This is a genomic window from Micromonospora sp. NPDC049048 (assembly GCF_043197615.1).
Classification (GTDB): Bacteria; Actinomycetota; Actinomycetes; order Mycobacteriales; family Micromonosporaceae; genus Micromonospora.
Window position 1 is genome coordinate 21,341 of the sequence record NZ_JBICTM010000009.1, and the last position, 23,384, is coordinate 44,724.

The following is a 23,384-nucleotide window of genomic DNA, read 5'->3' on the forward strand; positions in this document are numbered from 1 at the left end:
AAGCCGTGTCAGCCCCGATTCTGCGACCACTCAAGACTGTCGAGCCTCGTGTACGCGGCCACACACGAGCCGTGACGCGATCGTCACCGGGTGCTGTCGCCGCGCGGCGGATTGGACCACAATGAAGGGCTCGTACGGGGGACGGCGTCGAGGAGGGCCGAGTTGGGTCAGGGCGACGAGTCCAGCAGCACCTCGCCGCCGCCGGTGGCTGCCGCCCGCGCGTCCAGGTCCCGGCAGGTGCGCCTGGCGGCCCTGCTGCTCCTGCTGGTGGTGGTCGTGGCGGCCACCGTACGCGTGATCGTGGCGACCGGCCCGCCCACCTGGGACGAGCTGCGCGAGCGGGCGGGGCTGACCAACCGGGACAGGCTGGTCATCGGCGTCAAGGACGACCAGCCGGGCGTGGCGCAGAAGTTGGAGAACGGCGCGTTCGAGGGTTTCGACATCGAGATCGCGTACATGATCGCCGAGGACCTCGGCTTCGACGCTCCTGAGGTGACGCTGCTGTCGATCGAGAGCGAGGACCGGGCGCGCCGGCAGGCGCGCGACGCGGACGGCAGCTTCGTCACCGTCGACCTGGTGGTCGCCTCGTACAGCATCACCGACCAGCGCCGCGACCAGGGCGTGGTCTTCTCCTTTCCCTACCTGGAGACCGAGCAGTCGGTGCTGACGCTCGCGTCCGACCCCCGCAAGGTCGCCAGCCTGCGCGACCTAGAGCGGGCGAAGGTCTGCACGCTGGGTACGTCCACCTCGGAGCAGCGCCTGCGCGAGGCGGGCGCGAGCCCGATCGGCCGCAACCGGATCAGCGAGTGCATCCAGGCGCTCTACGACAAGGAGGTGGACGCGGTCACCACCGACGCGGCGATCCTGGCCGGCTTCGTGGGCCCGCGCCCGCCCGGCGAGCTGCCGCCGGCGACGAAGCTGCTGCGGCCGAAGGAGCTGCGGCACTGGGACATCGGGGCGGAGTCGGCGGAGAAGTGGGGCGTGAACACCGGCCCGATACCGGAGATGCGGGACCTGGTCAACCTCTCCCTTCAGCAGTCCGCGAAGGGCCCGGACGGCGACCGCTGGAAGGCGGCCTTCGACCGCTACCTGGCCTCGGAGCAGCAGTACAGCAACCCCCAGCAGGTGGCGGTCGGCCGGCAGCCGGAGCCCGAGGAGAAGGTGGAGGTGCGGCAGTGGCCGTGGCAGAGGTGGGCCCTGCCTTCTCCGAACCGGCCCCGTTCGGGCGCGCCGACCGTCGCCCGGGCACCAAGCAGGCGCAACAGGCGCAGCAGTGGCTGTTGACGCTGCTGCCGGCGTTCCCGGTGCTGCTGTTGGTGCTGCGGCTCTGGCGGCTCAGTCGCCAGGACATGCCGACGATGCTGCTGCTCGTGCAGTACGTCAGCCCGCTGGGGCTGCTCAGTGCCCTGCTGATCGCCCTGGTGTGGGCGTTCCCGCTCGTCGTGCTGGTGCTGGCCGTCCTCGGCCGGCTGCTCCAGGTCAGCGCCCCTGACCGGTTCGACCCGGAACGCTCGCTGCTCGCCTACGGCACCGTGCGTACCCCCGGCTGGGTGCTGGTGGCGGCGATCGCGCTGGCGGCGCTCACCTGGCAGCTGCGGTTCCTGCCGCTGCTGGTGATGCTCGCCCTGTCGCTGTTGGCGCTGCGGACCCGGCTGCGCCATCCGGAGCGCCCCCGCCTGCTCCTGCTCACCGCCCTGGTGCTGCCGGTCCTGGCGGCGGCCGCCAGCTACGCCTGGCTGGCGCCCGCCGTGCCGAACGCCCTCGGCGAGGGCGAGCTGGCCACCGCCCTGCTGCTGGTCGTGCCGCCGCTGGGAGCCCTGGTGCTCACCGGGCCGCTGCCGCGTCCGGTCGCCCCGGCGCTGACCCGCGTCCTCGCCTACGCGGTGTCCGCGGCGGTACCGCTGGTGATGGGCGCGGTCTTCCTGCGGGTGCCGCTGCTGCCCGCCGTGGCCGTCGAGGTCGGCCCGGAGGCGGGCCCGGTCCGGGAGGTGGTCCGCGGCGAGGCGGTCACCGTGACCGACCGGATGACGATCGTGCTCGACGGGCGGGGCGAGGTGCGTTTCCTCCCCAACGACCAGGTACGCGGGCAGCTGCTCTGCCCCGACCCGGGACGGATTCCGGTCAGCCGGGTGCACGTGTACGGCTGGCATGTCGAGGAGACGGCGCTGGACTGGATGATCCCCCGACAGCCGGTAGGGCGGGCGGACCCGCGCTGCCTGGGCCGGGCGCCGGTCGCGGGGCCCGCCGACGCGCCCGTGCCGCCGCCGTCGGGGCCCGCCGACGCGCCCGTGCCGCCGTCGTCCGGGCCCGCCGGTGCCTCTGCGCCGGCGTCGCCGGGCGCCCGCTGACGCGAGCGCCCGGCGGGCGGCGCGGGCCGTCGACACCCCGCCCCGCCCGCCGGCCGCGTCCCGCGGGTCAGCAGTTGCGCAGCTCGGGGGACTGGTTGAGCAGCTGACCACGGGCGGAGACGAAGCGCCGGTACGCGTCGGAGTCGACGGCCGCCGGGCGGAACGCGGCGACCCGGTGGCAGTTCTGGAAGGCGAGCTTGACCTGGAAGTGCCGTTCCAGGCCGGCCCGGATGGCGTCGCTGGCGAGCGCGCGCAGCAACTGGCCGCGTTCGGCCTCGCTGGGCGGCGGGATCACGTTGTCGGCGTGCTCCGCGCCGGTCGACGCCAGTTCGGCGGCCACGCGGCTGACGGTCTGCCAGGCGTACGGCAGCGAGTCGCGGACGCAGGCGACGAACTCGGCGTCGTCGATGGGACCGCGCTCGGCGGCGTCGAGCAGGGCGGGCGGGACGGTGAGAGACATGGTTCTCCTCAAGCTCAGTGGTAATGACTACGGTTTTCATTACCGGACCGAGTGAGCACACCACGAGGGCGCTGTCGCGTCAATGACCGTCCGGCGTGCCGCGCCGACCCACCGTGACGGCGGTTGGGCGCGACCGGCCCGCCGGTCCGGGTCGGTGTGTGGGAACGTCGGGAAGGGCCGGGGTCAGCCCCGCCGCGCAGTGCGGCCCTTGAGGTGGCGGCCCAGCTCCCGGGCGATCTCCCGTTCGGCGTCCCGCTCGGCCAGCGCCTGCCGCTTGTCGTACGACTTGCGGCCCTTGGCCAGGGCCAGCTCGACCTTCGCCCAGCCGCCCGAGAAGTACATCGACAGGGGCACCAGGGCCAGGCCGCCCTCGCGGGTCCGCTCCAGGATCCGGGCGATCTCCACCCGACGCAGCAGCAGCTTGCGGGTGCGTCGGGGCGCGTGGTTCGTCCAGCTGCCGAAGCCATACTCGGCGATGTGCAGCCCGTAGAGCATCAGCTCGCCGTCGCGCTCCTGGGCGAAGGCGTCGACCAACGACGCCCGGCCCTCGCGCAGCGACTTGACCTCGGTGCCGGCCAGCACGATCCCCGCCTCGTAGGTCTTGAGGATCGTGTAGTCGTGCCGCGCCTTCTTGTTCGAGGCGATCAGCCTGCGCTCCGTCTGCCGGGCCGTGTTCACCCGGTCGAGGATATCGCCCGCCGGTCGGCGACCCGTGTGGAGAGCCGCCTCACGCAAGGCGTACGCGGGCGGCGGCATCGCGGGCCGACGCCCGGCCGAATCCGATGGCGCCGGCCGGGTCCGGCGGGGGAGACTCCCCGGATGGATCACCGGGCGCTGGTGCGGCTGAGCAAGCGGATCTCCCTGGCGTTGCGGCACGAGCCGGCCCGCTTCGGCCTCGCACCCGACCGGGCGGGCTGGGTGCCGGTCGACGACCTGCTCGCCGCGATGCGGATCGACCGCACCGACCTGGACGCCGTGGTGGCCGGCAACGACAAGCAGCGCTTCGCCGTGGAACGCGGGGCCGACGGCGGCGAACGGATCCGTGCCAGCCAGGGGCACTCGATCCCGGTCGAGCTGGGGCTGGCGCCCAGCCCGCCGCCGGCACGGCTCTACCACGGCACCAGCCGCCTCGTGCTCGACTCGATCCGGGCGACCGGCCTGCACCGGGCCGGCCGGCACCACGTGCACCTGTCGCCGGACGAGGCGACCGCCCGGCGGGTGGGCGCCCGGCGGGCGGGCGAGCTGGTGGTGCTGACCGTGGACGCGGCGGCGATGGCCCGCGACGGGCACACCTTCTATCGCAGCGCCAACGGGGTCTGGCTCACCGACGCGGTACCCGCCCGCTACCTGGCGGGCTGAGCGTCCGGCTCCCGCCTCGGCGTCCGGCGCAACCCGGCTTGCGCGCTCGGCGTGCGGCTCACTCCGGCTTGCGCGCTCGGCGTGCGGCTCAGCCCGCGCGTCGGGCGAGGAACTCGGTGAGCACCCGGGTGTGGGTGGAGAAGGCCAGCTCCGTCGGCTCGGTGAGCACCAGCCACTCGGTGGCCTCCTCGGTCGGCGCCGACGCGGGCAGCGCGTCGGCGTGCCGTTCGGGCAGCTCGCCGAAGACCATCATCGTGCCGCCGGCCGGGGCGCCGTAGACCGACAGGAGGCGGGCGTCGGCGGCGTCGGCGTGCAGGCCCGTCTCCTCCCGCAGCTCCCGCACCAGCGCCTCCTGCCACTCCTCGCCGTACTCGATGAAGCCGCCCGGCAGCGCGAGCCGCCCGCGCGCCGGCTCGATGTCGCGGCGTACGACGACCACGCCGAGCCCCCGGGCCGTGCGGACCGGCAGCACCGCCACCGCGACGGGCAGCGGGTTGCGCCAGACCGTCTCACCGCAGGCCGCGCAGACCCGCGGCCAACCGGCCGCCGCCGGGTAGGCGGCGCCGCAGAAGGAGCAGTGGGAGTACGCCACGGCGGTCATGCCGCAGCACGTTACCCCGCCCGCCCGGGGCCGCCGCGACCTGCCGCCCCTGCCGCCCGGGTGGCGGGACCGGCGCTCACGGGTGGCCCGCGCGCAGGGTGTCGCGGGCCGTCATGAGGGCGAACCCGAGCAGGTTGTCCCCCTGCCAGCGCGCCGGATCCTCCGCGCGCGGGTCGTCGGCGGCCAGGCCGATGCCCCAGACGCGGTCGAGCGGGCTCGCCTCCACGAGCACCCGGTCACCGGTGCCGAGCAGGAACGCCCGCAGGTCGTCGTGCTGACCGAACTTGGCGACGCTGCCCGCCACCACGATGTCGAGGCGCCGGGTCTCCCACGTCGCCTGGTCGAAGCCGCGCACCTGGCGGCCGAGCGACTTCGCGCGGTCAGGATGCCCGGCCGCCAGAATCCGTGCGGCGACCGTCGTGTCGCCGAACAGCATCGCCTTGTGCCACATCATCCAGTGCTCGGCGGTGGCGTACGTCCGCTCGCCGTCGCTGAACGGGGCGGGCCACCACTGGCTCAGGCAGCCGGGCCCGACGCTGCCGTCGCGCTGGGGTCGGTGACCCCAGAAGTGCAGGTAGCGGACCTCCTCGCCGGCGTTGACGGCGGCGACGAGTTCGGCGACGGTGCGGGGCGACATGCGGGCGAGTCTGCCCGAGGGGTCCGACGGAACGCGCGCGATTTCCGGGGCGGGGCCGGCGCCGCCTGCCGGCCCACGGCGGAACCCGCGCGGCTCCCCGACCGGCACCGGGCCGACGCGTGGCGCAGCGTCGGGCCCGGCTCGCGGGCGCCGCCGTGCCGGCGTGGTCAGGCCGCCGGCGTGCCGGCGTGGTCAGGCCGCCGGCGTACCCGTGTAGAAGGCCGTGGTGCGACCCGCGGCGGCCTGCGCCTGCCCGGCGTCGGTGCCGTCGGCGACGCTCGCCTCGCCCCACCGCTCGCTGCTCTCCGTCACGAACCGCCGGCCCTGCTCGGAGACCATCCAGGCCTCGCTCTCCTCCGGCGTGACCCCGCTGCCGTCGGCGGCGAGGTGCGAGGCCAGCCCGAGCAGTCCCAGGTCCCAGCCGACCCCGAGCGCGCCCGGACCGAACTGGTCCCAGCGCTCCTGGTCGACGTGGGCGACGTGCTCCAGCTCGAACCGGGTCCGGCCGTCCTCGACCGGCGTCAGCCGCACCTCGATCCAGCTCACCTCGCCGCCGAACTCCCAGGTGGCGGCGAAGCTCTTCGGCGGGTCGCAGCGCTCCACCGTGCCGCCGGCGTTGCCCTCCAACTGGTAACGGCCGTGCAGCCGCAGGTCGCCGGAGATGGGCATGAACCAGCGGGGGATGCGTTCGGCGTTGGTGCAGGCGTCCCAGACGTCCTCGAGCGGCGCGTCGTACGTCTGGCTGATGGTCATCACCCGGGCCTCGCCGGCCTCCAGCACCCGCCGGCCGAGCTGGCGGCGTACGGCGTTGATCTGCTCGGTCGCGTCGATCATCGGTCTCTCCCGTGTTCGGTCGTGTCGTCGGTCGGGGGCGGCTGTTCGCGCAGCCGCCGTTCGCGCCTGCCTCGGGCCAGCTCGGTGGCGAGAGCGTGCAGGGGTGGCGTCCAGAACCGCCGGAAGTTCTCGAGCCAGCGGTCGATCTCCCGCAGTGGCCGGGTGTCGACGGCGTAGAGGCGCCGCGTCCCCTCCGCCCGCACGGTGGCGAAGCCGTTGTCCCGCAGCACCTTGAGGTGCTGGGAGACGGCCGGCTGCGAGATCCCGAACTCCCGCCGGATCACGTCGCACAGCCCGCCGGCGGTCATCTCGCCGTCGGTGAGCAGTTCGAGGATGCGGCGCCGCACCGGGTCGCCGAGGACGTCGAAGGCGTGCACGGCCTCTTTGTATCAGGCCAAACTTATTTAAGCAATCAGTGATGGGGTGTCGCGCGGAACCGTCGGGGATACGACTCTTCGCGGGGTCCGCGCGAAGATCGCACAGGGCTACCCTGGCATCGACGGACCTATAATTTCCGTACCATCGTGGGACCCGTGAGCGGAGGCGGGCGTGCCACTCTTCTTCCTGAGCTACGCCCATGAGGACAACCGCAACGGCCAGGTGCAGGAGTTCTTCGTCGACCTCAGCGACGCGGTGGCCCGGCTGGCCGGCGTGGGGTGGGACGAGGTGGGGTTCGTCGACGGGCAGATGCCGCTCGGCGCGACCTGGTCGCACGAGCTCGCCGACGCGCTCGCCACCAGCTCCTGCCTGGTGGCGCTGACCTCTCCCCGCTACGTCGTGAGCGACTACTGTGGACGCGAGTTCCGGGTCTTCGCCGACCGGATGGACGCCCACGAGCGGGAGTTCCGCCGCCGTCCCCCCGCGGTGCTGCCGATCCGCTGGGTTCCCTGCGACCGCATGCCCGAGGCGCTGACCGGCTTCCAGCACAAGAACTTTCCGGCCGGCGCGGTGTACGCCCAGGACGGGCTGCTCACCCTCAAGCAGCGCCGCCGGCACCACGACGAATACCAGGACTTCGTCGACGCGCTGGCCAAGCACATCGTGCAGACCGACCGCGACCACCGCCTCGCCCGCCTCACCCGGCGTCCGGTGCTCGCCAACGTCACCAGCGCCTTCGAGACACCGCGCCGGCGGCCGGCGGCCGGGTCGTCCCCTGCCCGGGTGCCCCGTGCGACCAGCGCCCGGCACGTCTGGTTCGTCCTGGCCGCCGGCAGCTCGGCGGAGCTGGCCGACACCCACCCGGGAGCCGACGAGCGCTACGGCGCGCTGGCCCGGGACTGGCGGCCGTACCGCCCCGAGCTGGAGGCGCCGATCGGCAGCTACGCCGGGGCCATCGCCACCACCAAGAGCTACGGCTGGACGGTGGAGGACGCCGCCGACCTCGCCGAGGTGCGGGAGTGGGCCCGGGCGCACAACCAGATCGTCGTGCTCGTGGTGGACGTCTGGTCGGCCGGCCTGCCGCGTTACGAGCTGACCCTCGTCGGCTACGACCGCGACCCCGACACCACCACCCCCGTGCTGGTGCCCTGGACGGCCGTCGACGACGCGGCGGCCGACGGCAACCAACGGATGTGGGAGACCCTGGCCCGCGTCCTGTCGCACCACGTCGTGCGCAACGATCCCGCCATGTGGCGACCGGAGATCGCCACCGCCGGCCGCTTCCACGCCGAGCTCGAGGACGCGCTGGTCGTGGCGCAGAGCCGCATCTACCGTACGGGCACGGTCTACCAGGAGCCGCCGTCGGACGGCCCGGTGCACCGCCCGATCCTCGAAGGTCCATGATGGAGGCGGGCAGCCGATGGCGGTGAACGACGCGGCACGTGGGCAGATCGTCACGTTCTACTCGTACAAGGGCGGCACGGGACGCACGATGGCGCTGGCCAACGTCGCCTGGATCCTGGCCAGCCAGGGTCTCCAGGTCCTCGTGGTGGACTGGGACCTGGAATCGCCCGGCCTGCACCGCTACTTCCACCCGTTCCTGCGCGACTCCGAGCTGCGGGCCACCCCCGGCGTCATCGAGATGATCTGGGATTACTCGATGGCCACCATGCAGCGCAACCCCGCCGACGACCAGGAGGAGCTGCTCGCCGGGCACGCCAAGATCCAGCGCCGGGCCGTCTCGCTGAACTGGGAGTTCCCGCACGGCGGCGTGATCGACTTCGTGGCGGCCGGCCAGCAGGACTCGGCGTACTCGCGGCTGGTGAGCACCTTCGACTGGTCGAACTTCTACGAACGCCAGGGCGGGGCGGCCTTCTTCGACGCGGTCCGCGCCCAGATGCGCGCCGAGTACGACATCGTGCTCATCGACAGCCGGACGGGCCTGAGCGACGTCGCCGGGATCTGCACCGTGCAGCTGCCCGACACCGTCGTCAACTGCTTCACCATGTCGACGCAGAGCATCCGGGGCGCGGCGGCCGTGGCCCGTTCGATCCGCGCCCAGCGCCCCGACGACCCACCGCTGCTGGTGCCGGTGCCGACCCGGGTCGAGGACGCCGAGCTGCGCAAGCTGGAGACCGGCCGGGACCTGGTGCGGGCGGAGTTCGCGTCCTTCCTCGACCACCTCTCCGACGCCGCGCGGACACGCTACTGGAACACCATCGAGGTGCCGTACCGCACCTTCTACGCCTACGAGGAGATCCTCGCCGCGTTCGGCGACCGCCCCGAGCAGACCGGCACCCTGCTCGCGGCGTACGAGCAGCTCGCCTCGGTGGTGACCGGCGGCCGGGTCACCCGGCTGGAGCCGATGCCGGAGGAGGAACGCCGCCGGTCGCTGACCGCGTTCGAACGTTCCCGGCTCACCGCCGAGCAGACCGTGCTGGTCGGCTACGCCTCGATGGACCGGCTCTGGGCGGAATGGATCAGCGACCAGCTGGAGGAAGCGGGCCTGCGGGTGGACCGGCGCGCGGTCGACGTACCCGTCCGGGCGGGTGGCCGGGCCGAGTTCGACCGCGCGCTCGCCGCCGCCAGCCGGGTGCTGGTGGTGCTGACCCGACACTTCGCGGCCACCCCACTGGCCGCCGAGGCATGGAAGGTCGCCGCCAGCCGGGACCAGATCGCCGGTGCCGGCGTCCTGGTGCCGCTGCGGGTCGACGAGTCCCGGCTCGCCCTGCCCTACACCGACCGTACGCCGGTCGACCTCACCGACGCCGACGCCGGCACCGCCCGGGCCCTGCTGCTCGAGGAGGTCGGCGCACCCGCGCACACGGTGAGCGGCCGGGCCGTCGGCAGATATCCCGGATCGTTCCCCGCAGTGTGGAACGTGCGCCCGCACGGCACCACCTTCGTCGGGCGGGCCGCGCAGCTGGAGGCGCTGCGCGACCGGCTCACCGCCTCGCCCGCCTCCGGACTACAGGTGGTCCACGGTCTGGGCGGCGTCGGCAAGACCCAGCTCGCCGCCGAGTACGCGCTCCGCTTCGCCCGCGACTACGACGTGGTCTGGTGGATCCCCGCCGACAACGAGGAGCGGATCCGGGGCGGGCTCGCCGACCTCGCCGACGCGCTGGGGCTCGGCGCCGGCGGCGGCGCCGAGGCGGTCCGGCGGGTGCTCGACGCGCTGCGCCGGGGCGGCCCCGGCCGACGCTGGCTGATCGTCATGGACAACGCCGACGAGCCGTCCCGCGCCACCCGGGCGCTGATCCCGCAGGGCCCGGGGCACGTCGTGCTCACCACCCGCGACCAGACCTGGAGCGAGTACGCCACCGCCACCGAGCTGACGGTCTTCGACCGCACGGAGAGCCTCCAACTGCTGCGCGAACGCGTCCGGGGGCTCACCGAGGACGAGGCGACCCAGGTCGCGGAGAAGCTCGGCGACCTGCCGTTGGCGGTCGAGCAGGGCGCCGCCTACCTGCGGGCCACGGCGCTGCCGGTGGAGCAGTACCTCGCGTCGCTGGACACCCCCGGCCTGCTGCGCATCCTCGACGGCCGGCAGTCGGCCGGCTACTCCAAGGCGCTCGCCGCGACCTGGCTGGTGACCCTGCGCCAGCTGCGGCAGGAGAAACCCGCCGCCGCGCGCCTGCTGGAGCTGTGCTCGTACTTCGCCCCCGAGCCGATCCCGGTCGCGATGCTCACCGGCGAGCGGTTCGCTGTCTTCATGGCCCCGTTCGACCCCACCCTCACCGACCCGATCCTGCAGGGGCTGGTCACCGCCGAGCTGGGCCGCTACGGCCTCGCCCAGGTGGACGCGGAGAACAACACCATCCGCATCCACCGGCTGGTGCAACTGGTCATCAAGGACCAGCTCGACGACCCGGCCGAGACCCGCCGCCAGGCCCAGCTGCTGCTCGCCGCCGCCAGCCCCCGCGACCCGGACAAGCCGGCCAACTGGCCGCGCTACGCCGAACTGTGGCCGCACGTACGGCCCTCGGCCCTGCACGAGTCCACCGCCGAGGAGGCCCGCCAGCTCGTCGCCGACACGGTGCGCTACCTCTACCGGCGCGGGGACTACGAGAGCGGGCGCTCGCTGGCGGAGGACGCGCTGGAGCACTGGCGCGACACCGACGACGACGACCCGACCAAGCTGCGGATGCGGTTCCACCTGGCCAACGTCCTGCGGGCGCAGAGCCTCTTCGACCAGGCCTTCGAGATCGACCAGGACGTCTACGACCGGCAGCGCCGGATCTTCGGCGAGCAGCACCTCTACACCCTGATGACCGCCCGCAGCATCGGGGCCGACCTGCGCGCCCAGGGCCGCTACCACGACGCCGAGCACCGCGACCGGCGCACCCTGGAGCTGAGCATCCGCAGCTTCGGCGAGGACAGCGGCCGTACCCTCACCGCTGAGAACAACCTCGCCGTCTCGCTGCGGCTGGCCGGGCACTTCCGCGAGGCGGCCCAGCTCGACCAGCACATCTACGAGCGGCGCCGGGAACGCTTCGGCGAGGAGGACCCGTCCACCCTCGCCTCGGCCAGCAACTACGGCCGGGGGCTGCGCGACACCGGGGAGCTGTGGCGCTCGCACAGCGTCCTGCAACGCACCTCCGCGACCCAGCAGAAGGTCGTCGGCCCCGACCACCCGGAGACCCTGCGTACCGCCAAGGAGCTGGCGCTGACCCTGCGCCAGCTCGGCCGCTTCGCCGACGCGCACCGCGTGCTGGAACGCACCGTGGTGCGCTACCAGCGCACCCTCGGCGGCGACCACGCCGACACCCTCTCCTGCGAGATGGCGCTGGCCACCACCTGGTCGGCGGTCGGCGACAACCCCACCGCGCTGCGGATGGCGAGGCAGTTGCGCGACAGCTACGCCGAGGTGCTCGGCGCCGACCACGCGTTCACCCTGGCCTGCCTCAACAACCTCGGCGTGTTCCTGCGCAAGGCCGGCGAGCACGCGCAGTCCCGCGATCTCGCCCAGCGGGTCCGCGACCAGCTCCTGGCCAGCCTCGGCGAGCGGCACCCGCACACCCTGCTCGCCACGCTCAACCTCGCCAACGACCTGTTCGCCCTCGGCGAGCGCGACGCCGCCCTGCTCCTGGACACCACCGCGTACGTCGAACTGACCCGGGCGCTCGGCGCCGAGCACCCGGACACCGTGTCGGCGTCGGTCAACCTGGCGGTCAGCCGGCTGGCCACCGAGAGCGAGGCCGACGCCGGCCGGGCCCTCTACGACGACGCGTTCGGCCAGCTGGTGCAGCTGTTCGGCGGCGACAACCCGCGGGTGGTCCAGGCCCGCCAGCGGGAGCGGTTCAACGGCTACATCGAGCCCGCGCTGCTCTGACCGGTCGACCGGTCGGGGCCACCGCCGGCGAGCCAGGTGGCCACCGCCACCGGGTCGGCCCCGGGCAGCCGGTGGCACAGCGCCCGGACCAGGTCGGGGCGGGTGGTCAACACCCGCGCGGCGGCGGTACGCCCCAGCCGCCCGGCCGCCAACGCGGCCCCGACCAGCGCGTCGGTGTCCCCGGGATCCCCGGCGAGCCGACGACGGTACCCGGCCAGGGCACCCGGCACGTCCCCCTCGGCGTACGCCCGGTCGGCGTCGTCGGCGTCGTCGGCGTCGTCGGCGTCCGGCGACTGCCGCGAGCCGGGGACGACGCCGGTACCGGTCCCGCCGGCCCTGCCCAGCAGCCGGTGCCGCACCGCCGCCTCCGGCCCGGTGCCGCCGATCGACGCGGGCCGGGCCGGGCCGGGCACGACGGCGGGCGGGACGAGCGGCGGGGGCCTCCGCCGGCCCTGCCGCCACGCGTGCGCCACCTCCGCCACGTCGCCGTCGGCCGGGAGCAGGTTGGCCAGTGCCCAGCGCACCGCCCCGCCGTCCGCGACGTCGCGCGCCGCCGCCTCGACCCGCCGGTCGCCGTCGGACCCCCAGCCGCGCAGGGTGTCGGCCATGCCCGCCACGAAGGCCCGCCCGTCGTCGGTCAGCTCGGCGCTGCCGGCCAGCTGCGCCACGGCCCGCGCGGTCTGCTCCCGCCAGTACGCGTACTCGAACGCGCCGCGGACGCCCTCGTGCCGCCGGCAGCGCCACACCTCGGCGACCCCGAGGTGGGCGTACGCGCCCTGGAGCAGCGCGCCGACGGGGCGCGGGTCCGATCGCCAGGGGGCCCGGTAGCGGGCCGGCCCGTCCGGGACGTGCAGCGGCAGCAGGTCCAGCAGCGCGCCCAGCTTGGTGTGCTGCAACTCGTGCACGAGCAGCAGCGCGAGCGTCTCCGGGTCGTCCGGCGCGGAGACCGCGATCGCGCCCAGCGCCGTCCGGCTGGTGGCGCTGACCGGGTGCCCGGACGGCGCGGGCGTGAGCGGCACCAGCGAACGCAGCAGCGCGGCCAGCCCCCGGGCGTGCGCCGGCAGCCGGTCGGTCAGCCAGTGCCACGCCTGCCCGGTCAGCCGGTCGAGCCGGTCCGCCGCCGCGTCGTCGAGCCGGCCCGTCGGCGGCCGGTGGTACCGGTACCGGTACGGGTCCTGGTCGTCGACGAGCACCTCGGTCGGGGGCGCGCCACGGACCGGGGTGACCCGGCGCGTCGGCAGCCACCCGCCCGCCGGGGTGCCGCCGTCCGGCCCGCTGGCCAGAGTGCCGCCGCCCGGCCCGCTCGCCAGAGTGCCGCCGCCCGGCCCGCTCGCCGCAACGCGCACGGCGCCGGCCGGCCCGCGCACCGACAGCCCCGGCGGTGCGTCGCCGCCGGTCGAGGGCCGGCCGTCGTACCGGCCGCCGACGCTGCTGACGACCGCGAGGCCGGCGCCGAGCCCGACCGCACCGCCCACCGTGGGCAGCAGCAGCGTGCCCTCGGGGCAGGGCACGGCGAGCGTGAAGGGCAGGCCCGCCCGGACGGCCGCGGCGGCCGCCAGCCCGGCCAGGTAGGCCGGGTCGGGGTGGCCACCCAGCGCCGTCGTGGCCCAGCCGGTGACCGGTGGATGGGCCAGGACGTGGGCGACCGCCGCCGGGTCCGCCCGCTCGGCGCGGGTCAGCAGGGCGAGGCACTCCCGCACCGACGGCCCGTCCCCGCCGGCACGCGCGGCGGCGACGGTGAGCAGTCGCCGGCGTCCCAGCTGCCCGGCGCGTAGCACCTCCAGCGTCGCGTCGTCGCCGTGCCCGGCGGCGAGCCCGGCCAACTGGGCGGGGGAGAGCACCACGGTCTCACCGCCCCCGGGTGCCGACCCCACGGCCCGCCGCCATCGGCGTGGACCCGGCCGACTCGACTGTCAGGAACTGCCCGGCCGTCTCGGCTGTCTCGGCGGTCCCGGCGGTCTCGGCCGTCTTGGCCGTCTTGCCCGTCTCGGCCGGCCCGGGCGGGGCGGGCGGGGCGGTCTGCTCGGCCGGGGCGGGCGGGGCGGTCCGCTCGGCCGGGGCGGGGTGGCCGGCCAGGGCGCGGCGGCGGAGGGCGTCGACGTCGGCGGCCACCACCCGCTGCACGTGCCGGATCAGCCGGTAGAGGTCGGGGCAGTAGACGGACGGGTGCGCGAATCCCGCGCCGGCACGGAAGCGGTGCGCGTAGAGGCCGCCGCCGCAGGCGCTGAGCACCGGACAGGCCCGGCACTCGGCGGCCAGGGCCGCCGGACCGGTGGGCCGGCCGGCCAGCGACGGGTGACGCAGCGCCTCGTCGAAGGAGTGCCGGAAGACGTCCAGCCCCGTACGCATCGACGCGTCGTCGGTCGTCTTCAGGGTGTCGGTGCCCTCGATGGTGCCGTCGGTCTCGATCGTCATGAGATCCGGCTCGGCGAAGCCCAGCGCCCGGGTGCCGCTGCGACCGCCGAGCACCAACGCGATCAGCGACTCGAACAACCGGATGCCCGTCCGCCGCGGCGTGCTGTGGTACCAGCGGTCGAAGACGGCGACCAGCCAGTCGCCGTACGGGGTCTCGGCGGTGTCCGGCCCGCGCCCGGGTGGGGGAGCGCTCCAGTTACCGTGCGGCAGCAGCAGGTCCAGCCGGGGCGGGGCGAACGCGAGCAGCGCCTCGTAGACGCGTACCGGATCGTTGGCCAGGTCGACCGTGCAGAGCAGCCCCGCCCAGCGCGACCGGTGCTCCGGGCGGGCGAGCAGCCGCAGCGCGGCGGCCACGTCGGCGAAGCTGCCCCGCCCGTCGGGGTAGCGGCGGTGCCGGTCGTTGGCGACCCGGTCACCGTCGAGGCTCACCCCGACGTCGATGTCGTGCCGGTGGCACAGCGCCAGGAACTCCTCGTCCAGCAGCACGCCGTTGGTCTGCATGCCGATGTCGAGCACCGCGCCCGGGGGCAGCGCCGCGCGCAGGGTGCGTACGGTCCGGTCGAGCACCGCCGGGCCGGCCAGCAGCGGCTCGCCGCCGTGCAGCACGACGCGTACCCGGTCGAGCCGGTGCCGCGCCAGGTGCGCGCCGAGGCGTCGCGCGACCTGGTCCACGGTGCCCGGGGCGATCACCCGGGGTCGTTCGCGCCACCGCTGGTCCGCGTGCCGGTAGACGTAACAGTGGTCGCACGCCAGGTTGCACCGGCTGTGCACCTTGAGCACGAGCTGCCGCACCCGGGGCGGCGGGCCGCCTCCGGCGCGCGGGCCGCCCCTTTCCGTCTCTCGCCCGGCCGGTTGCGCCGGGGCGACGGGATCGGCAGTGGCGTGGCCCGTCGGCGGGCGGGTGTGCTCAGGGCGGGGCGGCGCGGCCGACGTCGGGGCGTCGGCGGACACGTCAGAAGCTCGACTCGAACGCGGACACGTCGAGCTGTCGGCCCGGCTCGTCGCCGACCACGAGGGTGCCGAGCACGTGGGCCAGCACGCTGTCACCGGCGCCGGCAAGCAGGTCGGCCAGCGGCACGTCCCCCAGCCGTACCAGGGCGGGTCCCGCCTCCACGGGCGGCAGCTCGGTCTCAGCCACGGTGGACCGTCCGGCGACCGTGGACCCTGCCGCGCGTCATCGCTGCGCTCACCCCGCCTTTTCTACACCATCGGGAGCCGGCCGCGACGCTCCTGCGCCGCAGACCCGCGCGGGGGACGACGGCACCGGGACGGCACCGGCCGCCCGGCTCGCGGCCCGGATCCCCGGCGGCGCGTACGGCCCGCCCGGCGTCGCGTGCCGGCGGGTGCTGGGCTCCGGCGGGGCCGCCGCTGCCCCGCACCGCGAGCGCGATGACCGGTGACATCCCGCCTCCCGTCCGCGTCGGTGTCCGAAGCATAGGGGCGGGGCGACCCCCCGGGCGACCGCCGTCCGCAAACCCGACTCAGCGCCGTGTCGTACCCGTGGTCCATGATCCTTGTCGTCACAGCGACGCCGGCGGCCCCTCCGGCGTCCGGATGGTCGTGGGCGGCGCCGGAAGCGGCGGACGGGAGGTCGGACAGTGGCTGACGCGGAACGGACCGCGTGGCGACGGCGCAGCACGGTACGGGTGATGCCGCCCGCGCGGCCCCGCAAGCTGGCCAAGGTGCCCTTCGTCGAGTTGGCCGACGGACGGTTGCAGGGGGTGGTCTCCAGCGGGTCGGACGTCGACCGGGTCTACGTGTCGTCGATCGCCTCCGGCACCCACGCCTACCACTGCAGCACCAACAACAACCGTCCCTGCGGAGGGCTGCGCGGCATGCCGTGCAAACACCTGCACGCCCTCGCCGAGGAGGCGCTGCTCCAGTACGGCGCCGAGCGTGTCGCCCGCTACCTGCGGGTCGACGTCGGCGCGGAGGTGGACACCGCCCGGGAACTGCTCTCCGCCCTGGACGGGCGGCACGAGCCGACCCCGGCCGCCGTCGTGTTCAGCCGCTTCCTGCGGCACCTGTCCTACCTCGAACTGCCCGGCAGCACGGTCGCCCTGCCTGAGCTGCACTGGTTCCCGGCCGTCGGGGCGGGCCGCTGATGCTCGGCACGCAGCTCGCCGCCCTGCGCGACGGCACCCCGACCGGTCTGACCGACGCCCTCGACCTGGTCGCCGGGCTCGACGACGCGCTGCTGCGCGGCCTCGCCCGGGTGGGCGCCGACGACGCCGCCGCGCTGGCCGCCCTGGCCGGTGCGTTCGCCGCCACCCCGCTCGGCGACCGGCTCGCCGAGGCGGTGACCAAGGTGACCGCCGGTTCGGTGGCCGAGGAACACCTGCTCGCTCTCGCCGGCGCCCGGTGCGCGCTGTTCGGCGCCGCGCACGACGCGCTGCTCGGGCAGCTGGACTCCGCACTGGGCCGCTCCCGCGCCCCCTGGGCCGCCGGCGCGGCCGGGCCCGAGGGCGACGCGGTCGCGGCCCGCGCCGGCGCTCGCGCCTGGCTGCACGAGGTGGCGGTGACCGGCTGGGGCGGCCTCGACCACGAACTCGTGGCCGGGGCGGGGGCACCGGTCGAGGCGGCCCTCGCCGAGCCCCGGCTGCGCCGGCTCGCGGTGCTGCTCGACGGGCTCGCCGCCGAGCTGCGCGCCTGCGTGCCGGTGGCCACGATGGCGCAGCCGCCGCTGCGGCGCTGGGCCGACCTGTGGGCCCGGGGTGTGCTGCTGGCCCAGGACGCGGCGACCGCGTCCTCGCCGACCGCTGCCGAGGAGGTCTCCGGGCGGCTGCTGGTGCTGGGCGTCGACGTGCACGAGCACGACACCGCCGTGCAGGCGCAGCTGCACGCGATCCTGGAGCCGGCCGACGGCGGGCCGCCCCGGCTGGTCCGCTGCGCGGTCGGCGCGGTCAAGGTGGAGACGATCGTCGGGCCGGCGCTGTGGCGCCTGCTGGACGCCCATCCCGTGCTGCTGGCCGCGCTGGCCGAGCGACGCGCCGTGACGGTCACCGGTCTGCCGCTGCACGGCGCGGACCTGATCTGGCACGACGACCGGGTACGCCCCGGCGAGCCGGCCGACCCGTTCGCCACCGCCCGGGTCCTGCTGCCCACGGCGGTTGCGGCGGCGTCGGCGCCGCTGGACCGGCACCCCGTCGGGATCGCCGAGCCGGTGCTGGTGGAGGGCTACACCGTGCGCGACGACGACGGCACGACGACCTTCGAGCTCGGCGGCCAGTCGATCGCCGTCGCGGTGGACCGGCTGCCCTCCTGCGGCCCGCTCACCCCCGAGCTGGTGGCCGCATCCGCCGCCTGCATCGGGCTGATCCGGTGGGACGACGATCGGTGGCTGCTGCAACCCCTGGCGGTGCGCACCACCGTCAAACGCCGGCCGGTCGACGTGCACACCGGAGACTGGGCGGGCGGGATCACCGACCCGAAGATCGCCAAGGCGGAGGCCAAGGCGGGCGACGCCGTGGCGGTGCTGCGCGAGCGCGCGGGACGGTTGCTGCGCCGATGACCGATCTGCCGACCCCCGCGGACCTCGCCGACGCCAACCGGCGCCAGGTGCTCTACTGGCGGCTGCTGGCCCGGCTCTTCGACCCCGACGAGCAGCCCACCCTGGAATCGGCCAGCATGGCGGTCGTGGAGGACCTCGGCCTGCCGGCCGCCCTCCTGGATCCGGCGGTCTCGGTGGACACCGTCGTCCAGCGCTTCCCGGCCATCGCCGACGAGCTGCGCGGCCTGCTCCACCCCGAGCCCGACGCCCCGGCCGCCGCGGCACCCGACTCCACCAGCGATCCCGCCGGCCCGACTGACCTCGCCGAATCCGCCGCCGATCCCGCCGATCCCGCCGAGTCCGCAGGCACCGTCGGGTCCGCAGGCACCGTCGGGTCCGCCGACTCCGGCGGGTGCGGCGAGCCTGCGGGATCCGCCGCCGGAACCGGCGGCGACGGGCCGCCGCAAGCGCCGGGCGCCGCCGAGGTACGCCGCGCCGCCCTGGTGTCGAAGCTGCTGCTCAACGTGTTCGCCACCGGCCACGGCGCGGTCGACGCGGGCCAGCTGGCCCGGTGGCAGTCCGACGCCGGCTGGTTCGAGCAGGCGCTCGGGATGGAGCCCGGCGGGCTGCGCCGGCAGGGCGGCGGCGACGGCCTGGGCGGGGTGCTGGCCGGCATCGAGGGCGACCTGGTCCGCCGGATGCACCTGCGGGAGGTGCTGGCCGATCCGGTGCTGGCCAGTCGGCTGACGCCGAGCATGTCGCTGATCGAGCAGCTGCTGCGCGACAAGGCGAACCTCTCCGGGGTGGCCCTGGCTAACGCCAAGGCGCTCATCCGGCGCTTCGTCGATGAGGTCGCCGAGGTGCTGCGTACGCAGGTCGCGCAGACCAGCGTCGGCGTCGTCGACCGGTCCGTGCCGCCGAAGCGGGTCTACCGCAACCTCGACCTCGACCGCACGATCTGGCAGAACCTGACCAACTGGAGTCCGGAGGACGAGCGCCTCTACGTGGACCGCCTCTACTACCGGCAGACCGCCCGGCGGGTCACGCCGGCCCGGCTGATCGTGGTGGTGGACCAGTCGGGCTCCATGGTCGACTCGATGGTCAACTGCACCATCCTCGCGTCGATCTTCGCCGGCCTGCCCAAGGTGGACGTGCACCTGATCGCGTACGACACGCGGGCCCTGGACCTCACGCCCTGGGTGCACGACCCGTTCGAGGTGCTGCTGCGTACGAAGCTGGGCGGCGGCAACGACGGCCCGGTGGCGATGGCGCTGGCCCGCCCGAAGATCGTCGAGCCGAAGAACACGGTCATGGTGTGGATCTCGGACTTCTACGAGTTCGACCGCTCCCAGCCGCTGTTCGACGGCATCGAGGCGGTGCACCGCTCCGGGGTGCGGTTCATCCCGGTCGGCTCGGTCAACAGCTCGGGCCAGCAGAGCGTCAACCCCTGGTTCCGGCAACGCTTCAAGGACCTGGGCACGCCGGTGATCTCCGGCCACATCCGCAAACTCGTCTTCGAGCTCAAGAGCTTCCTCACCTAGGAGAACAACCCCTCATGTCCGAGATGCTGCGTGCCCCCGCCGAGGTCAAGTACGCCGAGGAACTCGACTACCTGGAGTCGGTCGACACCGACCCGAAGCCGTTCTCGTGGCGGCTGAGCCCGCGGATGGTCCGCCTGTTCGTCCTCGGCTCGGAGCGCGCCGACGGGCTCGACCGGGAGATCCCGCAGAAGTGGTTCGGCGACCGTACGTTCGTCGAACGCAGCATCGTGACCCTGGCGTCGGACCGGGGCCTGCTGCTGATCGGCGACCCGGGCACCGGCAAGAGCTGGCTGGCCGAGCTGCTGGCTGCCGCCGTCTGCCGCAACTCGACGCTGGTGGTCCAGGGCACCGCCGGCACCACCGAGGACCACATCAAGTACTCGTGGAACGTCTCCATGGTCATCGCCCGGGGCCAGTCCCGGGAGTCGATGATCCCCTCGCCGATCATGACGGCGATGGAGCAGGGCACCATCGGCCGGTTCGAGGAGCTGACCCGCTCCACGAGCGACGTGCAGGACGCGCTGATCTCGATCCTGTCGGAGAAGTACGTCAGCATCCCGGAGCTGGACCACGACAACATCGTCTTCGCCAGGCCCGGCTTCTCGATCATCGCCACGGCCAACAGCCGCGACCGGGGCGTGAACGACCTCTCCTCGGCGCTCAAGCGGCGGTTCAACTTCGTCCGGATCCCCGTGGTGACGAACAAGCGCAGCGAGGCCGAGATCGTCCGCTTCCGCACCGAGGAGCTGCTGCGCCGCCACCAGATCACGCTGGACGTGCCGCCCACCCTGCTGGACATCCTGTTGCAGAGCTTCGCCGACCTGCGCGCCGCCGCCTCCGCCGCGACCAGCGACGACGAGAAGCTGGAGTCGGCGCTGTCCACCGCCGAACAGATCGGCGTCCTGGAGGACGCCATCCTGCACAGCCAGTTCTTCGGCGACCGCACCCTGCGCGCCGAGACGCTGGCCGGGTCGCTGGTGGGCTCGCTCGCCCGACGCAGCCCGGAGGACCTGGCGATCCTCAACAAGTACCTGCACGGGGTCGTGGAGCCACGGGCCAAGCAGGACGGTGGCGGTTGGGAGGGCTTCCTCGACGGCGGCCGCCAGGCGATCGCCGCCCTGTCGTGACCGCTCCCACCACGATCGGACCGTTCGGCGCGCTGCGCGAGCAGCTCACGGCCGCCGCCACCGCCTTCGCCGGCAGTTCGGCCGCCGTCGCCGACATCCTCGCCGGCATCGTCGACGACGTCGACCGCGCCCTCGGCGAGGAGCTGGAGATCTTCCCGGTCTGCCACCACTCGCCGGCCTCCGCGCTGGCCATGGTCCGCCGGCTGCGCGCGAAGCAGCCGAAGGTGATCTACCTGGAGCTCTGCGAGGACCTCCAGCCGCTGCTGGGCGAGCTGCGCAACTGCCGCCTCCCGGTCGCCGTGCAGGCGTTCGCCTCGGAGCTGGAGGGCTTCCCGGCCGACTGGGGGCCGCTCAGCGTGGTCGCGCCGGTCACCGAGGCCAGCGCCGAATACCAGGCGATCGCGTACGCGCTGGAGACGCCCGGCGTCGAGCTGGTGCTGGTGGACCGCTCCACCGACCACGTCTTCCAGTGGTCGCCCCGCCCACGCGGCACGGGCGAGGAGACCCCGCCCGGCCCCGGCGAGGAGGCCCCGCCCGGCGGGGACGTCGAGGCCGCCGCGCCGGCGGGGGAGGAGGCGGCTCTGCACGGCGACGCGGTCGGGGTCGAGATCGGCGACCTGCGGCCCCGCTTCGCGGAGCTGGAGGCCTACCTCCTGCACCACGGCAAGGTCCGGCACTGGTCGGAGTGGTGGGACCAGTACGTCGAGCAGCCGCTGGCCGACGCCGACCACGACACCTACCGGCAGGTGATGGTGCTGATCGGCAGCCTGTTCCGGCGGCTGCGCCCGGCCGGCTCGGACGCCCGGGACAGGGACGAGGACCGCGAGCGCTACATGTGGACGCGGATGCGCCAGCACCTCGCCGCCACCGGGGCCGACCCCGCCGACTGCCTCTACGTCTGCGGCGCGTTCCACGCCGCCAGCCGGGTGGAGCAGTTCGGGTTGCGGGGCGACGCCTCGTTCGAGATCAGTCCCCGCACCGCCACCCGGTGGCACTACGGGCTCATCCCGTCCAGCCACTCCGCCATCGAGGCGCAGTTCGGCCTCGCACCCGGCTCGGTGTCGATCGCAGCCGCCACCTGGGCCAAGGCGGTCGACCGCACCGGGCTGACCCCGTTCCGGCTGGAGGGCCAGCGCGGGGGTCGGACCCGCACCGGTGGCCGGCGCCGCGCCGCCCCGGCCCCCGCGCCCGCCGCTGAAGTCGCCGACCGGCTCTCGGGATACCTGGCGCAGCCGCCGGCGCCGCAGGGCCTGGACGAGGGGGAGCTGCGCGGCTGGTGCGTCGACATCGTCCGGCTGGCCCGCCGCAACGGCTACCTGGCCAGCACCGCCGACGCGATCGCCGTCTTCGAGACCTCGATCCTCCTCGCCGGGCTGCGCAACCGCGCCCGCCCCACGCCGTACGACTTCGCCGACGCGGCGGTCACCTGCATCGAGAAGGACGTCGTCCCGGGCCGCCGGGACGTCCGGCGGCTCTGCGAGATCCTGTTCGGCGGCGACCGGGTCGGCCAGGTGGGCTACGAGGCCCTGCCGCCGCTCGCCCGCGACGTCCACGACCGTCTCGCCCCGCTCGGGCTGGACCTGGAGAAGCGCACCATCCAGCGGGCCCTGGTGGACCTGCGGGCCAGTCCCGAGCTGGTGCCCTGCTCCGATCTGCTGTGGCGGCTGCGGCACCTGCTGCCGTCCGACGCGGTCCGGCCCATCATGGGTGAGCGCCGACTGGGGCACCGCTCGATCCAGGAGAGCTGGGACCTGGCTCTCGGCCGCAACCAGCGTTCGCTCATCGAGTTGGGCTACGAGGGGGTGACCGTCGAGCAGGTGCTGGAGCAGCGCCTGCGTCGCGCGGTGCGGGGCCCGGACGCGACGGCCTCGGTCGCGCTGGAGGCCGTCGAGGACGCCATCCGGCTGCTCGACAGCCCGCGCCTGGTCGACGAGCTGGGCACCCGCGCGGTGGAGCTGCTCGCCGCCGAACGTACGGTCGACGACGCCCCCGAGGTGCTGCGCCGGATCCGGCGGCTGCTGGCCCACCACCGCGCCACCGGGCCGCTGCCGGCCTGGTGCGAGGCGTTCGTCACCACCGGTTACGCGCACTACTGCACCCTGCTGCCCACCGCCTTCGTCGACGAGGACAGCGGCGTACGGCAGGTCGGCGCCATGCTGGGCTTCCTGTTCGGCATGGAGAGCCTGGCGCTCTCCCTGGGCTGCGACCGCTCCCAGCTCGAACTCGCCGTGGCGCAGTGCCACCCGGAGACGCCGGCCAAGGTGGCCCTGCTCTGGGCCGCCCGGCACCAGCTGGGCCTGCTGCCGCTGGCCGAGTTGCGCGAGCGGTGTGCCGCGCTGCTCGCCAACCCGCTGGTGGTGCCCGCCTTCCCGCAGTACCTCAGCGGGTTCGTGCAGGCCCTGGAGCCGGTGCCGGGGCTCGCCGCGTTCGTCGTGGAGGTGATGTCGTCCGCGTTCGCCCGGCTGCCCGACCCGGTGCTGCTGCCGTGGCTGCCCACCCTGATCACCACGCTGCGCGCGCACGGTGCGGAGCTGGTGCCGCTGCTGGTCCGGGAGGCGGGGCGTACGTTCCCGGGCTCGCTGGCCGCGCTGGACGCCTGGGTGCCGCCATGGTCGGCCGCCCCGGCGGCGCCAGCCGTCACCGCCGTCGCCGCCGGGCCGGTGGCCGCCCTGCTGGCGGACAACCGGGAGAGCGTGGACGCCGTCGCCGCGCTCCTCGGCTGCGCCGGCGGCTGGCGCGAGGCGGGGGTCACGGCCAGCGCCGTTCCCGTCGGGGTGACCGCCCTGCTGGCCGCGCACCCGGAGACCGTCGACGCCGTGGCCGGCCTGCTGGCCCCGACGCCACGCTGACCGGTGCCCGACA

The 23,384-nt window shown here is 74.7% G+C and carries 18 protein-coding genes and 2 pseudogenes; 11 read left to right on the forward strand and 9 right to left on the reverse strand.

The genetic code is table 11. The annotated features are described in order from the left end of the window. The first annotated feature begins 162 nt into the window (after positions 1-162). Together ACGFIG_RS25325 and ACGFIG_RS25330 are read left to right on the forward strand one after the other, a co-directional pair. Positions 163-1,284: a transporter substrate-binding domain-containing protein gene (locus ACGFIG_RS25325; RefSeq protein ID WP_393006890.1), complete on the forward strand. Its 1,122-nt coding sequence runs from the start codon at positions 163-165 to the stop codon at positions 1,282-1,284. Then, positions 1,176-2,348: a hypothetical protein gene (locus tag ACGFIG_RS25330; protein ID WP_393006892.1), complete on the forward strand. Its 1,173-nt coding sequence runs from the start codon at positions 1,176-1,178 to the stop codon at positions 2,346-2,348. Before ACGFIG_RS25325 ends, ACGFIG_RS25330 begins: the two co-directional genes overlap by 109 nt. 67 nt (positions 2,349-2,415) lie before the next feature. On the opposite strand, the gene ACGFIG_RS25335 is transcribed toward ACGFIG_RS25330, so the two are convergent. Together ACGFIG_RS25335 and smpB are read right to left on the reverse strand one after the other, a co-directional pair. Beyond that, a complete protein-coding gene (locus ACGFIG_RS25335; RefSeq protein WP_393006894.1) occupies positions 2,416-2,808 on the reverse strand; it encodes an SCO5389 family protein in 393 nt (130 codons plus the stop codon). A gap of 183 nt (positions 2,809-2,991) precedes the next feature. Further along, positions 2,992-3,486 (reverse strand): SsrA-binding protein SmpB, encoded by a 495-nt coding sequence (gene smpB, locus ACGFIG_RS25340; protein WP_393006896.1) that lies wholly within the window; start codon positions 3,484-3,486, stop codon positions 2,992-2,994. Between the two features lie 141 nt (positions 3,487-3,627). Here smpB and ACGFIG_RS25345 point away from each other — a divergent pair, with 141 nt between their 5' ends. After that, the gene (locus ACGFIG_RS25345) at positions 3,628-4,167 is read left to right on the forward strand and encodes an RNA 2'-phosphotransferase (protein ID WP_393006898.1); all 540 of its coding nucleotides are present in this window, start codon (positions 3,628-3,630) and stop codon (positions 4,165-4,167) included. An 88-nt stretch (positions 4,168-4,255) separates the two neighbouring features. On the opposite strand, the gene ACGFIG_RS25350 is transcribed toward ACGFIG_RS25345, so the two are convergent. The 4 genes from ACGFIG_RS25350 to ACGFIG_RS25365 form a co-directional block, all read right to left on the reverse strand. Beyond that, positions 4,256-4,768 (reverse strand): NUDIX domain-containing protein, encoded by a 513-nt coding sequence (locus ACGFIG_RS25350; protein ID WP_393006900.1) that lies wholly within the window; start codon positions 4,766-4,768, stop codon positions 4,256-4,258. A gap of 76 nt (positions 4,769-4,844) precedes the next feature. Then, positions 4,845-5,405: an NADAR family protein gene (locus tag ACGFIG_RS25355; protein ID WP_393006902.1), complete on the reverse strand. Its 561-nt coding sequence runs from the start codon at positions 5,403-5,405 to the stop codon at positions 4,845-4,847. Between the two features lie 192 nt (positions 5,406-5,597). Then, positions 5,598-6,239: an SRPBCC family protein gene (locus ACGFIG_RS25360; RefSeq protein WP_393006903.1), complete on the reverse strand. Its 642-nt coding sequence runs from the start codon at positions 6,237-6,239 to the stop codon at positions 5,598-5,600. Continuing rightward, a complete protein-coding gene (locus tag ACGFIG_RS25365) occupies positions 6,236-6,616 on the reverse strand; it encodes an ArsR/SmtB family transcription factor (protein WP_393006905.1) in 381 nt (126 codons plus the stop codon). Before ACGFIG_RS25365 ends, ACGFIG_RS25360 begins: the two co-directional genes overlap by 4 nt. A 172-nt stretch (positions 6,617-6,788) precedes the next feature. Between ACGFIG_RS25365 and ACGFIG_RS25370 the strand changes: the two genes are divergently transcribed. Both ACGFIG_RS25370 and fxsT read left to right on the forward strand, forming a co-directional pair. After that, on the forward strand, positions 6,789-8,021 hold the full coding sequence (locus ACGFIG_RS25370) for a TIR-like protein FxsC (RefSeq protein WP_393006907.1): 1,233 nt from the start codon (positions 6,789-6,791) through the stop codon (positions 8,019-8,021). Positions 8,022-8,037: 16 nt separating this feature from the next. After that, the gene (gene fxsT, locus ACGFIG_RS25375) at positions 8,038-11,949 is read left to right on the forward strand and encodes an FxSxx-COOH system tetratricopeptide repeat protein (protein ID WP_393006909.1); all 3,912 of its coding nucleotides are present in this window, start codon (positions 8,038-8,040) and stop codon (positions 11,947-11,949) included. On the opposite strand, the gene ACGFIG_RS25380 is transcribed toward fxsT, so the two are convergent. The 3 genes from ACGFIG_RS25380 to fxsA form a co-directional block, all read right to left on the reverse strand. Further along, complete coding sequence (locus ACGFIG_RS25380) at positions 11,925-13,793, reverse strand: aKG-HExxH-type peptide beta-hydroxylase (RefSeq protein ID WP_393006911.1); 1,869 nt, start codon at positions 13,791-13,793, stop codon at positions 11,925-11,927. The two genes, fxsT and ACGFIG_RS25380, sit on opposite strands and share 25 nt — an antisense overlap. Positions 13,794-13,797: 4 nt before the next feature. Beyond that, positions 13,798-15,156, reverse strand: coding sequence for an FxsB family cyclophane-forming radical SAM/SPASM peptide maturase (locus tag ACGFIG_RS25385; RefSeq protein ID WP_393006913.1), 1,359 nt, complete (start codon positions 15,154-15,156; stop codon positions 13,798-13,800). Between the two features lie 160 nt (positions 15,157-15,316). Continuing rightward, entirely contained in the window at positions 15,317-15,502 is a 186-nt protein-coding gene (gene fxsA, locus ACGFIG_RS25390; protein WP_393006915.1) for an FxSxx-COOH cyclophane-containing RiPP peptide, read from the reverse strand. Between the two features lie 511 nt (positions 15,503-16,013). Between fxsA and ACGFIG_RS25395 the strand changes: the two genes are divergently transcribed. The 6 genes and pseudogenes from ACGFIG_RS25395 to ACGFIG_RS25420 all read left to right on the forward strand — a co-directional run bounded on the left by ACGFIG_RS25395 (position 16,014) and on the right by ACGFIG_RS25420 (position 23,371). After that, positions 16,014-16,469, forward strand: a complete 456-nt coding sequence (locus ACGFIG_RS25395; RefSeq protein ID WP_393007391.1) for a hypothetical protein — start codon at positions 16,014-16,016, stop codon at positions 16,467-16,469. Further along, positions 16,469-17,875, forward strand: a complete 1,407-nt coding sequence (locus tag ACGFIG_RS25400; protein ID WP_393006917.1) for a hypothetical protein — start codon at positions 16,469-16,471, stop codon at positions 17,873-17,875. Before ACGFIG_RS25395 ends, ACGFIG_RS25400 begins: the two co-directional genes overlap by 1 nt. Beyond that, positions 17,872-18,159, forward strand: a pseudogene (locus tag ACGFIG_RS25405) (hypothetical protein); the annotation flags it as partial. The gene ACGFIG_RS25400 and the pseudogene ACGFIG_RS25405, both read left to right, overlap by 4 nt. Positions 18,160-18,321: 162 nt before the next feature. After that, positions 18,322-19,395 (forward strand): annotated as a pseudogene (locus ACGFIG_RS25410) (VWA domain-containing protein); the annotation flags it as partial. 14 nt (positions 19,396-19,409) lie between these two features. Then, positions 19,410-20,522, forward strand: coding sequence for an AAA family ATPase (locus ACGFIG_RS25415; RefSeq protein WP_393006919.1), 1,113 nt, complete (start codon positions 19,410-19,412; stop codon positions 20,520-20,522). Next, entirely contained in the window at positions 20,519-23,371 is a 2,853-nt protein-coding gene (locus ACGFIG_RS25420) for a hypothetical protein (protein WP_393006921.1), read from the forward strand. Before ACGFIG_RS25415 ends, ACGFIG_RS25420 begins: the two co-directional genes overlap by 4 nt. The last annotated feature ends 13 nt before the right edge of the window (positions 23,372-23,384 follow it).